Origin of the sequence: Bacillus basilensis, assembly GCF_050630465.1 — a bacterium.
Classification (GTDB): domain Bacteria; phylum Bacillota; class Bacilli; order Bacillales; family Bacillaceae_G; genus Bacillus_A; species Bacillus_A basilensis.
In genome coordinates this window covers 1-15,269 of the sequence record NZ_JBNTQO010000014.1, presented here as the reverse complement: position 1 = coordinate 15,269, position 15,269 = coordinate 1, and the positions used below count along the sequence as shown (strand labels likewise).

Below are 15,269 nucleotides of genomic sequence, written 5' to 3'. Positions count from 1 at the left end.
GCATGTTATTTAAACTTTCCATGTCAGGACTAAAAAGTAAGCTGAAAGATTATATCGTCTTACTTGTTGGTCTTGTCATGTCCATTTCAATTTTTTATATGTTTCAAACGTTAGCGTTAAACGAAGCCTTCCTTAAGGAAAATTCTACTATTGGTCAAATTGGATTTGTATTCCAAGCAGGTTCATTTTTACTCGCTATTATAACGTTCTTCTATATTTTGTATGCGAACTCTTTCTTACTATCTCTTCGTCAAAAAGAGTTTGGTATGTATATGATGTTAGGAGCAAAAAAGCATAAAGTTACATTACTTATGTTTATCGAAACAATCGTATTAGGCGCTGCGTCTCTTGCAATTGGTATTATAGTTGGTGTAGGACTTGCAGAAGGTATTGGACAGTTATTAATGAAACAATTAGAATTTGCTGGTAAAGGCTATAAAGCATTTTATTTACCATCAATGACTGTTACGTGCATCTTCTTCTTTGCACTATTTGTATTATCAGCAATTATGAACAGTATTAAATTATCACGTATTTCTGTACTGCAACTTGTACATGCAGACGCACAAACAGAACGTGTTGCAGTAAAAGGAAAAATGACAGGTGTAGTTGCATTCCTTGCAGTTATTTTATTAGGTATTGGCTATGCATCAATGATTTACATGGAAAAACTAAGGGAAATGGGAATCCTTATTGCATTAATTACAACGACAGCTGGTACTTACATGCTATTTGGATCACTTCTTCCGGTTATTATTAAAAAGTTAAAAGGTAATAAAAAGCGTAGTGAAAAAGGGCTTAACGCTTTTACATTTGCACAATTAAATTTCCGTATTAATAGTTTAACGAAAGTACTTGCAACAGTAGCGATGTTAGTTGCTCTTGGAGCTGGTGCAATTTCAGGTGGTATGGCGTTTAAAAATAACGTTATAAAAATGGTTGATGGTTTAGTAATTTACGATTCAGTTGTTCATAATCCAACAGCTGAAGAAAAGAAAGTTTTAAATGGTATTACATTTAAAGAGAAAAATGAATATCGTTACAAAGTTGATAATAAATACGTTTACTATGTAAAAGAAGATTTAGAGAAAAATCGTCCTTTAGTAAAAGATATGTCAAATATGAAGTCGATGAAGGATTTAATGAATACAAAGAAAGTTTCAGCGGACCTGCCAGTAGGTGCAGTTTCTCGAGAAATGAATGAAAAAGATGCGAACGCTAAAGAACTTCCAGAAGAATGGGACGAGGCTTTCAGAACAATCCAGCCATTCTACGTACATGAAGATCATGCAATTAAAATTGTAGATCAAAAAATGTACGATACTGTAAACGGTAAAGAAGGAATCGTATTTACTGGAAAAACAGATGATTTTGAAGCACACATAAAAGAATGGAAAAAACTTGACGAGTTGCAACTAGATAAATATAAAAATGTAGCAGCTGAAAGATTAAATAGTAAATATCAAGCTTACGACATGTTCTACGGCGTTGCGAGCGGAACAGTGTTTATGGGATTCTTCCTTGGAATTGCATTCTTAGCAATGATGGCAAGTTGTTTAATGTTTAAAATTCTTTCTGGTGCATCAAAAGATATTACGCGTTATCAAATGCTTCGTAAAATCGGTGTGCGCCGTGAATTATTAACGAAATCCATTTATAAAGAATTATTCTTAGTATTCTTATTCCCAGCAATTGTAGGTATTGCACACGTATTAGTTGGTATGAATATTTTCGGATTTATTTTAATCGATCCGTACTTCCGTATTTGGGTACCAATTGTAATTTTCGTAGTTATTTACACGATTTATTACTTCATTACAGTTCAATTGTATAAAGGAATTGTACTACCTAAGGAAGATTAATAAAAAAACCGAGCGAAACTGCTCGGTTTTTATTATTTTCAGAAAAAATACTTTAATGTTACTGAAATATATAATATAATATAAATAAGTAACATAATATTAAAGTAGAAGCAGCTGGATAATGAAAGGAGGAATCCGATCTGTAGAAAGAGGCTGAACTTGTATCCCCCTATTTTTCCTACCCCACTGTATTTGCACAATTATAAATTTCCAAACGAAAAATTTTCGGACCTAAAAGTATATTAAAAAATAATGGATAATACATGGAAATCCCCTAGCATGATAAGGTAAAATGGACAACATGATGAGAAAATTACCGTTCATAAGATGAGGAGAATACATGTATGGAAGTTGTAGAGGCATTAAAAGATATAAGCCAAATTGAGGCTATGAAAAAGTATTTAAAAGAGCACTCGCAGCGAGATTATCTTTTATTTGTTATTGGAATTAACACAGGATTAAAAATTACTGAGCTACTTAGCATGAAATTTGAAGAGGTATTAAATGAAGATGGAACTGTTAAAGAGTTTTATTCTCTTCCTGTGAAGGATGAAAAGTTTAAACAAGATATTTATTTAAATACAAAAGTAAAAGAAGCACTTTTAGAGTACGTACAATCTATTAATGTGAAAAGAGAAAACTACGTATTTCAATCTAATAAAACGGCAAATTCAATTACGCGTCAACAAGCGTATCGTGTAATTCATAATGCTGCTGAAGCAGTTGGGGTTGTTGGTAAAATCGGAACGAACTCAATGAGAAAAACATTTGGATTTCATGCGTACAAAAGAGGGATAGCGATTGCGCTATTGCAAAAACATTTTCATCATGCGACACCTTCAGAGACATTAAAATATTTGGGAATCTCAAAAGATGAAGAATTTAAAACAGAGATTGATGTAGATTTGTAAAAGCCGTAACTAAAAACTTTAGGAGGCGGAAAATATGAATATTCGAGAGAGTGAATTACCGGGCATTGGATGTAAATTTGAAGTAATTACAAAAGGTAATGAAAAGCTGGTTATCGTTATTCATGATGATGGCCGAAGAGAAATGTATCATTTTGATGCGGATCATGATGAGAGTATTTCAAGCATTTCTCTTCGTGATTCTGAAGCGAGACAAATTGCGGCTATATTAGGCGGAATGGTATATAGACCACAAGCATTAGACACAATTGAGATGGCTTTTGAAGGATTATCAATTGAATGGTTTAAGGTGGAAAATAACGCACCAGTCGTACAAAAAACAATTGGTAGCTTACATGTACGAAAAACGTATAATGTAACGATTATTGCTATTTTAAAAAAGAATATGAAGAAATTCTTTAATCCAGGTCCAGACTCTATTATTGAAGCTGGCGATATGCTCGTGTTATCGGGTGAAAGACATGAAGTGAAAAGAATTATTAATGAATTGCTTTCAGCAGGAGGTGATTCATAATCGATGGATACTTTAATCTTTGAAGTTGGAACTGCGTTAGTATTAGTCGCTTTTGCAGCTATCCTCGCTGCGAAGTTAAAGTTCTCGATTATTCCGTTTCTTATTATACTCGGTATGTTAGTGGGGCCTCATGCCCCAGATTTAGGACTTATCGATTTAAGATTTATTGAAAGCGGAGAAGTTATTTCCTTCCTCGGACGTGTTGGCGTCATATTCCTCCTATTCTATTTAGGCTTAGAATTCTCAATAAAAAAATTAATTAAATCAGGAAAATCAATTGCTTTCGGGGGGACTGTCCATATATCACTTAATTTCATATTAGGTTTGCTTTATGGATATGTGATGGGCTTCCCCTTACTAGAAACGTTAATTATTGCTGGAATCATTACGATTTCATCAAGTGCAATTGTTGCAAAAGTCATTGTTGATTTAAGAAGATCTGGTAATAAAGAGACTGAATTAATATTAGGAATCATTATGTTTGATGATATTTTTTTAGCTGTATATTTATCAGTCGTTTCAGGTTTAGTACTTGGTGGGGCAACATCATTTGTAGGTGCTCTTACATCGGTGCTACTCGCAGTAGGGTATATGCTACTATTCTTTGTGATCGCTAGAAAAGCTACGCCGTTTTTAAATAAAGTATTAGATATTTCGTCTAACGAAATTTTCATTATCGTAATATTTGCTATTTTATTCTTCGTAGCAGGATTTTCAGAAACGATTCACGTTGCTGAGGCGATTGGCGCGTTATTATTAGGACTCGTCTTTTCTGAAACGGAGCATAGTGATCGAATTGAGAAGCTCGTCGTCCCATTCCGTGATTTCTTTGGAGCCATATTCTTTTTCAGCTTCGGTTTAAGTATAGATCCATTTTCGCTTGGAGGAGCAGTGTGGTTGGCATTAGGAGCAGTTTTCATTACTCTAATCGGTAATTTTACTGCTGGAATGATTGCGGGACGTAAAGCCGGGTTATCCCATAAGGCTTCTACGAATATCGGTTTAACACTCGTATCACGCGGAGAATTCTCCATTATTGTTGCGAATATTGGAATTGCAGGCGGCTTACTGGCAACAATCAAACCGTTCTCGGCTTTATATGTTTTAATATTGGCATCGTTAGGACCTTTGTTAACGAAAGAATCTGGTAGGATATACTCCTTACTAGATAAAATATTTAAATGGAGTGCTAAAGAACGTGCAAAGCGAGAAAAAGAAGTTGGATAATATAAATAAGAGAGACTGCATGAACTTCATGCAGTCTCTTCTTTTTTATATATTGTTACTGTTGGCGTTTTTTTTGCCGGTAAGTCGATATATTTTAATAATCGCTGATATATGTTGAGTTGCGCCGATATAATTTGATAATCGCTGATATATGTTGAGTTGCAGTCGATATATTTCCAAAATCGCTGATATATTTTCAAACGGCAATCAATATCATTTCATTTACTAACAAACCATTATCTGAATTTCATCAACTATTAATCAGTTGCCTTCCTATTTAAAAACGACTACAATTTTACTGTTATAGATGAACGAAAAAAATAGAATAGGAGGGGAGACTATGCCAAGGAAAGTATGGCTATTAGTAGCTGGGATGATTATTAATGTCACGGGTGCTTCTTTTTTATGGCCTTTTAATACAATTTATTTGCATGATCACCTAGGGAAATCTTTATCTGTGGCCGGAATGGTATTAATGATCAACTCGCTTACTGGTGTAATCGGAAACTTGCTCGGCGGTGTTTTATTTGATAAATGGGGCGGTTATAAATCAACTTTAGTAGGGATTGTGATTACACTTGTATCGATTTTAGGTCTTGTGTTCTTCCACGGTTGGCCTTTATACGTTGTATGGCTAGCGTTAATCGGTTTTGGTTCTGGAATGGTCTTCCCATCGATGTATGCGATGGTTGGTACGGTTTGGCCAGAGGGCGGAAGACGAGCATTTAATACGATGTATGTTGGACAAAACGTTGGTATTGCGATCGGAACAGCGTGTGGTGGATTAGTCGCATCGTATCGTTTTGATTATATTTTCTTAGCGAACTTTATTTTATACTTTGTTTTCTTCTTAATTGCTTTTATTGGATTCCGTGGTATGGAAGACAAGAAAGAGCCAGGAGCGCAAAAAGAAGGCGAAACGGAAAAAGGCTGGTCACTTACGCCAGGATTCAAAGCACTTCTTATCGTATGTGTAGCATATGCTTTATGCTGGGTTACATACGTACAGTGGCAAGGGGCAATTGCAACACATATGCAAGAATTAAACATTAGCCTTCGTCACTACAGTTTATTGTGGACGATAAACGGAGCGATGATTGTTTGTGCGCAGCCGCTAGTTAGTATGTTAATTCGCTGGATGAAGCGTTCCTTAAAACAACAAATTATGATTGGGATTTTCATTTTTGCGGCGTCATTCATTGTGCTAAGCCAAGCGCAGCAATTTACGATGTTCCTCGTTGCGATGGTAACTTTAACAATTGGTGAGTTATTTGTTTGGCCAGCAGTGCCGACAATTGCAAATATACTTGCACCAAAAGATAAGTTAGGTTTTTATCAAGGCATTGTAAATAGTGCGGCGACTGTAGGGAAAATGTTCGGACCAGTCGTTGGCGGAGCGATTGTTGATTTATACAATATGGAAGTATTGTTTATAGCAATCATGGTAATGCTTGTAGTAGCGCTTATAGCAACGAGCATTTATGATAAACGAGTAAAAGTAGAAGAAACAGTTGAAGAAAAAATTGCAGTTTAGTTTGACGGAACATGTTAACATGTTTTAGAATATATTTAAATAAAACAACCTTTGGGACAAGGGAGATAGCTCGGCTGTCTTAAGACGAATTCGTTCGTTATTAAGAGTAACGATTAACCGAGAAGCCCCGCTTTAAGTAAGCTCTTATGAGATACGAAGTTGAGGGTAGTTCACATTCACTCATATTTGTAATAACAGTGAGAAGGAGTAGTAGTAATAGAAGCTGGTTTAGAGAGTTGACGGTCGGTGCAAGTCAATCCACGTTTCGTTATGAACTCGCCTTTGAGTTGCGGTTGTGAAACTAGTAGTAGCAATTGCCGTTAATCCACGTTACGGATCTAAGCGAATGTATATTTTTTGTACATTAATTTAGGGTGGTACCGCGGGAATCTATAACCTCTCGTCCCTTTCTAGGGATGAGAGGTTTTTTGTATTTTGGGCGGTGAAAATAAATGAAATTTCAAGGAGGGTATCTCATGAGCTTTAATCATCAAGAAGTTGAGAAGAAGTGGCAAGGGTACTGGGAAGAGAATAAAACATTCCGTACGCCAGATGAAACAGAAAAACCAAAATTTTATGCACTAGATATGTTCCCATATCCATCAGGTGCAGGTCTACACGTAGGACATCCAGAAGGTTATACAGCGACAGATATTTTATCTCGTATGAAGCGTATGCAAGGATATAATGTTCTTCATCCAATGGGATGGGATGCATTCGGTCTTCCAGCAGAGCAATATGCACTTGATACTGGAAACAGCCCAGCAGAATTTACAGAGCATAATATTAATACGTTCCGTAACCAAATTAAATCATTAGGTTTCTCTTACGATTGGGACCGTGAAGTAAATACAACAGATCCAAACTACTACAAGTGGACACAATGGATCTTCCTAAAACTATTTGAAAAAGGCTTAGCTTACGTTGATGAAGTACCTGTAAACTGGTGTCCAGCACTTGGTACAGTACTTGCAAACGAAGAAATCATTGATGGTAAGAGTGAGCGCGGTGGGCATCCAGTTGAGCGTCGTCCGATGAGACAGTGGATGTTAAAAATTACAGCTTACGGAGATCGTCTATTAGAAGATCTAGATGAGCTTGATTGGCCAGAAAGCTTAAAAGATATGCAACGTAACTGGATCGGTCGTTCTGAAGGTGCAGAAGTACACTTCAACATCGATGGTACAGATGAGAAATTCACAGTTTTCACAACGCGTCCTGATACACTATTTGGCGCAAGCTACTGTGTACTTGCTCCAGAACATGCACTTGTTGCTGACATTACAACTGCTGAGCAAAAAGAAGCTGTAGAAGCTTACATTAATTCTGTAAAAATGAAGAGTGATTTAGAGCGTACAGAACTTGCGAAAGAAAAAACTGGTGTATTCACTGGTGCTTACGCAATTAACCCAGTAAATGGTGAGAAATTGCCAATCTGGATCGCTGATTACGTTCTTGCAACTTACGGAACAGGTGCTGTAATGGCGGTTCCAGCTCACGATGAGCGTGACTATGAATTCGCATCAACGTTCAACCTTCCAATGAAGGAAGTTGTAAAAGGCGGAGACATTACGAAAGAAGCATACACAGGTGATGGTGCTCACGTAAACTCAGCATTCCTTGATGGATTAAATAAAGAAGAAGCAATCGCAAAAATGATTGAATGGCTTGAAGTAACGAGCGCAGGAAATCAAAAAGTAACATACCGTCTACGTGACTGGTTATTCAGCCGTCAACGTTACTGGGGTGAGCCAATTCCAGTAATCCACTGGGAAGATGGCACAATGACAGCTGTGAAAGAAGAAGAATTACCATTAGTTCTTCCGAAAACAGAAAACATCCGTCCTTCAGGTACTGGTGAATCACCACTTGCTAACATTGACGAGTGGGTAAATGTTGTAGATCCTGAGACTGGTAAAAAAGGTCGTCGTGAAACGAACACAATGCCACAATGGGCTGGTAGCTGCTGGTATTACCTACGTTACATCGATCCAAACAATAGCGAAGCACTTGTAGATCCTGAAAAAGTAAAACAATGGCTTCCAGTTGATATTTATATTGGCGGTGCAGAGCATGCTGTACTTCACTTACTATATGCTCGTTTCTGGCATAAAGTATTATACGATATCGGTGTAGTTCCGACGAAAGAGCCATTCCAACAATTATTCAACCAAGGTATGATTCTAGGTGAAAACAACGAGAAAATGAGTAAATCAAAAGGTAACGTTGTAAACCCAGATGATATCGTAGCAAGCCACGGTGCAGATACACTTCGTCTATACGAAATGTTCATGGGACCATTAGATGCTTCAATCGCTTGGTCTGAAAATGGTCTTGACGGAGCTCGTCGTTTCCTAGACCGCGTATGGCGATTATTTGTTCAAGATAACGGTGAATTAAGCGAGAAAATTACTGATGCACCAAATAAAGAGCTTGAAAAAGCTTACCACCAAACAGTGAAGAAAGTAACAGAAGACTATGCAGAGCTTCGCTTCAACACAGCGATTTCTCAAATGATGGTATTCATCAACGATGCATACAAAGCTGAAACACTTCCGAAAGAATATGTAGAAGGTTTCGTAAAAATGATTGCACCAGTTGCACCTCACATCGGGGAAGAGCTATGGAGCAAGCTTGGTTACAATGAAACAATCACATATGCAAGCTGGCCAACATTTGATGAGTCTAAACTTGTAGAAGATGAAGTTGAAATCGTTGTTCAAATTATGGGCAAAGTTCGCGCAAAACTAACAATGAGTAAAGATGCATCAAAAGACGAAATGGAAAAACTTGCACTTGAAGCAATTCAAGACCAAATTGAAGGGAAAACAGTTCGTAAAGTAATTGTTGTTCCTGGCAAACTTGTTAACGTTGTTGCAAACTAATTCATTCTAAATAAAGGCTCAGAGTATTTATACTCTGAGCTTTTTTGTGTAGAAAATAATCTCTGGATCACCTTCATCTAAATTTTCAATTATGCCACTACGTATAAAACCGTTCGCACTAAAAACTTTTTGCATACTTTCATTTGATTCGTTCGTTGAAGAAAATATTTTTTGAGTAGGAGAATGACTTAACATATATGAGAGTAACGAGCTTGCATAGCCTCGCCTTCTTTTTACTGGCGAAACAATGATTAATGAGAGGAAAGTACAATCAAAGAAACTTGTATCGTATGTTAGAAAACCGGAAATAAAATTATCTTCTTTTACGATGACGCATCGTCCCTCATCAATAGTGTGCTTAATATAATTTCGTCTGCTATCATTTCCGATTACATCAATATCTATATGTACGATTGAATCTAAATCATTGATAGAAGCTTTTGTTACGTTCTTCAATAGAAACACCCCCTAGAAAAAATATTCAGTTAATTAATTTTACCATGAATGAAGAAAAAGGAGCGGAATTCCAATACAGACAAACACCTATTTTTCTATAGGAAATATGATAAAAAAGGTAGGCTAAATTGAGTAGAAGAGGTGAAAGGAATGAAAGGGATGGACAATAATGCACCACACGGATTTTTCGGAGGTGGATCGGATAGTTATGAACAAATGATGTTAATGGGAGGGGCAGGTCAACAAGGATATGGCGGAATTCCGAGCTGGATGGGCGGAGCAGCAGGAGGATTCCCAACATCGGTAGCTGGCATGCAAACTGGAATGCCTACATCAATGGGAGGTTTTTCGACATCAGGGGCTGGAATGCCTACAGTAACAGGAGGCTTTCCAACATCAGTAGCTGGCGTACAGACAGGGATTCCAGTAGGAGCACCAACTACATTCCCATCTTTCGTTGGAGGAGTACAAACAGGATTTCCGGTACCAGGAGTAGGTGTTGTAGCAGGAGGGATAGGTGGGTTTCCGCAAGTTGTTCATGGACATCATGGACATCACCACCATCAAGGCCACCACGGTCATCATGGACATCATGGACATCACCACCATCAAGGTCACCACGATCATCATGGACATTACCACCATCAAGGTCACCATGGTCACCATGGTCATCATGGACATCACCACCATCAAGGTCACCATGATCATCATGGACATCATCAACAACAAGTACATCACCACGGTCATCATCATATACATCCACAGGCTGTTCTTTATCAAACTCATCAAACTCATCAAGGTCACCATGGTCATCAAGGTCATCAAGGCCATCAAGGTCACCAAGGCCACCAAGGTCACCAAGGCCACCAAGGTCACCAAGGCCACCAAGGTCACCAAGGTCACCAAGGCCATCAAGGTCATCAAGGCCACCATGGTCAACAGCACCAACAGCACCAACAGCACCAACAGCACCAACAGCACCAACAATATCAACAACAATCTTCTCCTTGGACAGGTGGAATTGGAGCAGGAGGAGCAGGGGCAGCAGCAGGAGCAGCTAGCATTGGTGGAGCAGCAGGGCACGCTGGACACGTGGGTCATTAATGAATGGCAGAAAAAAGACATAATAAAAAACTGCTAGGAAATCCTAGCAGTTTTTTTCAGCCTCTTGGCGTTGACGTTCGATTTCAGCACGAAGTTGTGGCTCTGGTGCTTGCCAGCCTTCTGGTTTTAGAATTTTGCCGTCGCCTTCGCGGAATCGAGGTTTTCCATCAGGGAATAGTTTTGCCATGTTTGCGTTATTTACAATTTCAAACCCTTTATCAGGACGTACGCCCATTTCGGCAAACGTGCCGAATGCAAAGTAAATAAGGTCAATTAGCGCATCATATTGATCTTCAACAGTCGTTGCTTCTAGAAATTCTTCTAGCTCTTCTTGCATAAAGCTAGCACGAATTTTTGCACGCTCTTCTGTTAGTTTTGTTGGAGTATTTGTCACAGGATGTCCGAACTCTTCATGCATTTTTGCAACAAGTTCGTATCCTTTATCTAAACCTTTTTCGTTTGTCATGTTGTTTCATCCTTTCTCGCTTTGTCCGAATCTCATTGTAACATAGGGTGATTATGAAATGAAAAGGGACTGTCTAAAAGTTTTATCTTTTAGTTAAGATAGCGATAGTAAAAGACTATATCAACTTAACGACAAAACATGACATAACCTGTTAATAAAAGAAAGCCATCCCGGAATACTTTTGGGACGGCCCTGCTCGTTATTTTTCTTCTTTTATAAAAATGGATAAAATAAGGTCGATGCCAAACATACCAACGAGCAACATTGGTATAACGACAAGTAAATAACGTGTGAAGGAAACATTTTTTAAGTATGTATGAGCAAATAAAAAGACGCCGAGAAATAAAATACCATTTAAAATAGGCTTTACTAATTTTTTAGACATAAGCTCCCCCATAAATATCTTCTCTCTCTATCTAAAATAAAAACTCCTCTTTCCGTTGTATCATGCTGGAGAGAGGAGTTCAATCATTTCTCATTCAATCACACCAGAATTTGTAATATTTACGGTGTATTTTATATGAATTGGAACATCTTTATACATTCGTCTCCATTCTTCTAATTTGAATGGGCGATAATGGTGTTTATATTTTGCTCCTAGTCCCAGGGGATCAACGCCTAGAGATTTAAACTGCTTAATTAATTTAGCTGCTTGTATATCTAATTGTTTTTGGACATCCTTTTGAATGTGTTTTGTGTTCTTGTTATTTTCTAAGTTAATTTGTTTTGATAGTTCTTGAATACGTGCATCAAGATGAACGTGAATGAAAAAAGAAGGCTTCCCGTTTTTAATTTTTATATCGTAAGTTGGAACAGAACGAATATTATTAATCATTACGTACGCTGAATCCGTTTTAAATTCATGTGAATCTAATTTATGTTTCTCTAATAGTCCTTTAAATATGAACATATCTTCTTGCGCAATTTTACCGATATATTTATCTTTTTTAAAAAGACCAATTCCGGTGATTTTTATTTTATCACCATGTTTCTTTAAAATTGGAATATAGTAGTCTTGCCCCTCTTGATAATAACGGAATGCTCCTACATGCAGATTATCTCTTGGTAAAGGACCGGTCTCCATATTATGTTCTAGCAATTTTTTTATATAAATTGCAACGTTGTATGAAGTCGAATATTTGCCTTTTAAAAGTTCAGTACCATTCCCCTCTAATAAAGCAGCATATAAAGCGTTCCCTATGTTCACATCTCGAAGTAATGTATCGAATGAAGTAGACATTCCTTTTTTGGCAAGTTTTATCGTATATAGAGCAACACGCATTTGCCCGCTAGCAAATGGTTGAGAAGACTCTAAAGATGTGTTTGCTTTTACTTGTTTTACCGCATTTGCAGTTCCTTCAAAAACTTGAACTTTATTTCCTTTTTTCTGAACCGGACAAACGAATGTTACTTTTACTTTATTATCTTTTGCTGCATCAAAAACGGTTCCTTGAATCAGCTGTACATCGTCGATAATATTTTTTTGTAAACATCCAGTTAGACTGAAGAATGTTATACAAGAAATAAGTATTAATTTGCTTGTGCTTTTGATTTTTTCCATTTTCTTTTCACCCACACAATGATAAATAGGATTGGGATGTATACATAAATGAGCCAAAAACTAACTTTTGATGCATTACTAATAAAATTATTAATATCATGTCTGTTTGTTAAAAGTTGTGAAACAATGAGGGTCATAAGGATAAAGGCGATTAGAACACCCCTTTGTTTTACACGAAATATTTCATGAGTTCCTCTCATTGCCGCCCATAAAGGAAGGATAAAACTTGTAATAATAACGAGTACATAAGCGGAAATTGCGATATATTCGAGCCTTTCTATAAATGGTAATTGAATGACTTGAGTCATGGAAAGCTGTGCCCATATTGTTTTTAATAATTGCTTCTCACTAAAAAATGTAAATGCTAAAAGGGTACTAAATAAATATAGAAGGTTTGAAAATAGTGCCCCGTATTGAGCGTATTTATGAGACTGCATAGGTTTTTTTACAAACGGATAAACCATGAGATAAACCTCAAAACCGGTCATACTGTAGATTGACAGTTGAGCGGATTTTAAAATGTCTGAAAAAGAATGTGTGAATATAGGGAGTATATTATCCCAATGTGAGTATTTCAAAACAAATAGGCTAAGAAATAAATACCCAATTGTACCACCAACAGAGATAACACAAATACCAGTAATGACACGAAAACCAGAAGAAATAATGTAGTAGCTAACTAAGCATAAAAATAGTGTTAACATCCAAGTTGAAGCGGTAGGAAACATCCAAACTTGAATAATTTCAACGTATGTTCGAATGACGGAAATACTGACGATTAAAAAATAAGCCATAAAGATAATACTAATGCCATTTCCTAGCCATTTTCCAAATGTTTGCCGATGTAAATCAATTAAATTCCCATTTGTTTCTTTTAATAAAAAATACATCATCCATATAAGAATATGGATACAGAATCCTGTGATTAAAACTCCCATCCAGCCGTCGTATCCAGCAGCTTTTGCAATAATTCGAGCGAATCCAAGAACGCCAGCACCGAACTGTGCACCGTGAATTAAGAAGAAAACAAAGACAGGAGATATTTGATATTTTTCTTGAACTTTACTCATCGAATGCACCTCATTTCTTAATCATCAAAGTCCGATCTATGTTTTGTTGAAATTCCTTTCGCTGCTTTTTTTACATGTTGTGGCCTTGCTTGTACATCCCTTGTATCAATCATTGTTAAAGGAAAACGAATCCAAGAATCTTTAACAGATTGTTGTCTTGTTGGATAGAACAAAGCGTACGGCTTGCGTAAAGAAGTAAGTCTAAATAGATGAGTAAATAAAAAGATAAATCCAAGAGAAATCCCGAAGAGACCTCCTATTTCCGCGAAGATAAGAAATGGAAAACGTAGTAATCGAACCGCATTACCCATTTTATAAATAGGTGTAATAAAGGAAGCAAGTGCTGATAAGGCAACGATAATTAATAAAATGTTACTCGTTAAACCAGCTTGTACAGATGCTTGTCCGATTACGATACCGCCTACAATACCGAGCGTTTGACCAACTTTCATCGGTAACCTCGCGCCAGCTTCTCTTAATAAATCGATTGCGAGTTCTAAAAAGAGTGCTTCAATTAAAGGCGGGAATGGTACTTGTGCCCTTGATAAAATCAAAGTTTCAAGTAAATCACTCGGAATAAGTTCATAATGATAATTTAAAACTGCAACGTATAACGGTGTAGCGCATATCGAGAATAGAACGGCGATAAGGCGTAAAATCCTTGAAAATGTAGCGTATAGCCAAGAGACGTTGTAGTCTTCTGGTGAAATGAAAAAATCGAAATATGATACAGGTGTTAGTAAAACACTTGGAGAACCATCAACAAAAATAGCGATTTTCCCATCGATTAGTGCTTTTGTAACTCTATCAGTACGTTCTGTATTGATATAGAGAGGGAAAATCGATTTTTCTCCCATCAATTCTTGTATATAAGCACTATCATTAATTTGATCGTATTCAAGAGCGCGTAATGATTCCTCGAGAAAATCTACATTATCTTTTTCAGCAAGATTGTCTAAATACATCATGACAACTTTTGTTTTGGAAAACTCACCGATAATCATTTCTTTTGTTTGTAAATCTAAAACAGGAAGACGTTTTCGAACTAAATTAATATTTGTATCAATATCCTCTACAAAACCTTCTTGAGGACCAATAACAGTCGATTCATTTAAAGGTGGAGTTGGTGCACGATAATTATCAATTGCAATATTTGCGAGCATACATTTTTGATCTTGTTGATTTACTTGAACAATCGCATGCCCCTTTAAAACCATGTCCTCAATTTTTTGTAAATCGTTCGTAATTGTAATGCCGCTCATCGGAATATGTTCTTTCAGCTCTTCTAGTGAAGCCTTAGGTCGTTCCAAAAGAGTAGGCATTAAGTACTTTTGCAATTTTTCACCATCAAGCGAAGGACGATAGTAAGAAATCCAATAAGGCATCGTTTCATCGTCAGATGTATGGTAATTAACAAAATCACTAGATTTTTTCAGCTTCTCTATTAAATTTTGTAGAGAATGAATACGGTCTTTTTCTGGTTTTGTAAAATCATAAATACTATTACCTTTAGAGTTTTGCTGTTGCCCTTGATCCGAGTTATTTTGTTTAGAGTGTTGTTGTTTATCGTGAGCCAAGTTTTCATGTTTAGAGTGTTGCTGTTGATCTTGAGCCGGTTCGTCTTGCTTAGAATGTTGCTGTTGCCCTTGAGAAGATTCGTC

General features: G+C 36.8%; 13 protein-coding genes and 1 other annotated feature. Of the genes, 7 read left to right on the top strand and 6 right to left on the bottom strand.

The genetic code is table 11. The features are described from left to right. Positions 1-2: 2 nt before the first annotated feature. The 6 genes from ACQVV1_RS21575 (at position 3) to leuS (ending at position 8,951) form a co-directional block, all read left to right on the top strand. Positions 3-1,862 carry an FtsX-like permease family protein gene (locus ACQVV1_RS21575; protein ID WP_098555209.1) on the top strand — a complete coding sequence of 620 codons (1,860 nt, stop codon included), beginning with the start codon at positions 3-5 and terminating at the stop codon, positions 1,860-1,862. Between the two features lie 344 nt (positions 1,863-2,206). Continuing rightward, positions 2,207-2,773 (top strand): tyrosine-type recombinase/integrase, encoded by a 567-nt coding sequence (locus ACQVV1_RS21570; protein WP_063223605.1) that lies wholly within the window; start codon positions 2,207-2,209, stop codon positions 2,771-2,773. Between the two features lie 34 nt (positions 2,774-2,807). Continuing rightward, a complete protein-coding gene (locus ACQVV1_RS21565; protein ID WP_242252405.1) occupies positions 2,808-3,305 on the top strand; it encodes a cation:proton antiporter regulatory subunit in 498 nt (165 codons plus the stop codon). A gap of 3 nt (positions 3,306-3,308) precedes the next feature. Continuing rightward, complete coding sequence (locus ACQVV1_RS21560) at positions 3,309-4,532, top strand: cation:proton antiporter (RefSeq protein ID WP_242252407.1); 1,224 nt, start codon at positions 3,309-3,311, stop codon at positions 4,530-4,532. Between the two features lie 340 nt (positions 4,533-4,872). Then, a complete protein-coding gene (locus ACQVV1_RS21555; RefSeq protein ID WP_431169485.1) occupies positions 4,873-6,066 on the top strand; it encodes an MDR family MFS transporter in 1,194 nt (397 codons plus the stop codon). Positions 6,067-6,254: 188 nt separating this feature from the next. After that, positions 6,255-6,477 (top strand) — a binding site (T-box leader). A 65-nt stretch (positions 6,478-6,542) separates the two neighbouring features. After that, a complete protein-coding gene (gene leuS / locus ACQVV1_RS21550; RefSeq protein WP_309259439.1) occupies positions 6,543-8,951 on the top strand; it encodes a leucine--tRNA ligase in 2,409 nt (802 codons plus the stop codon). Positions 8,952-8,978: 27 nt separating this feature from the next. Here the strand turns inward: leuS and ACQVV1_RS21545 are convergent, their stop codons facing one another. Then, positions 8,979-9,407 (bottom strand): GNAT family N-acetyltransferase, encoded by a 429-nt coding sequence (locus tag ACQVV1_RS21545; RefSeq protein ID WP_431169484.1) that lies wholly within the window; start codon positions 9,405-9,407, stop codon positions 8,979-8,981. Positions 9,408-9,557: 150 nt separating this feature from the next. Here ACQVV1_RS21545 and ACQVV1_RS21540 point away from each other — a divergent pair, with 150 nt between their 5' ends. After that, positions 9,558-10,511, top strand: a complete 954-nt coding sequence (locus ACQVV1_RS21540) for a hypothetical protein (RefSeq protein WP_431169483.1) — start codon at positions 9,558-9,560, stop codon at positions 10,509-10,511. A gap of 43 nt (positions 10,512-10,554) precedes the next feature. On the opposite strand, the gene ACQVV1_RS21535 is transcribed toward ACQVV1_RS21540, so the two are convergent. The 5 genes from ACQVV1_RS21535 to ACQVV1_RS21515 all read right to left on the bottom strand — a co-directional run. After that, the gene (locus ACQVV1_RS21535) at positions 10,555-10,977 is read right to left on the bottom strand and encodes a pyrophosphohydrolase domain-containing protein (protein WP_000180547.1); all 423 of its coding nucleotides are present in this window, start codon (positions 10,975-10,977) and stop codon (positions 10,555-10,557) included. Between the two features lie 199 nt (positions 10,978-11,176). Next, positions 11,177-11,362: a hypothetical protein gene (locus ACQVV1_RS21530; protein WP_048562050.1), complete on the bottom strand. Its 186-nt coding sequence runs from the start codon at positions 11,360-11,362 to the stop codon at positions 11,177-11,179. 90 nt (positions 11,363-11,452) lie between these two features. Then, the gene (locus tag ACQVV1_RS21525) at positions 11,453-12,538 is read right to left on the bottom strand and encodes a Ger(x)C family spore germination protein (RefSeq protein WP_431169481.1); all 1,086 of its coding nucleotides are present in this window, start codon (positions 12,536-12,538) and stop codon (positions 11,453-11,455) included. Continuing rightward, on the bottom strand, positions 12,508-13,608 hold the full coding sequence (locus ACQVV1_RS21520) for a spore germination protein (protein ID WP_242252418.1): 1,101 nt from the start codon (positions 13,606-13,608) through the stop codon (positions 12,508-12,510). The genes ACQVV1_RS21525 and ACQVV1_RS21520 overlap by 31 nt, the downstream gene beginning before the upstream one ends. 17 nt (positions 13,609-13,625) lie before the next feature. Beyond that, a partial coding sequence (locus ACQVV1_RS21515; RefSeq protein ID WP_431169480.1) for a spore germination protein occupies positions 13,626-15,269 on the bottom strand: 1,644 nt, incomplete at its 5' end.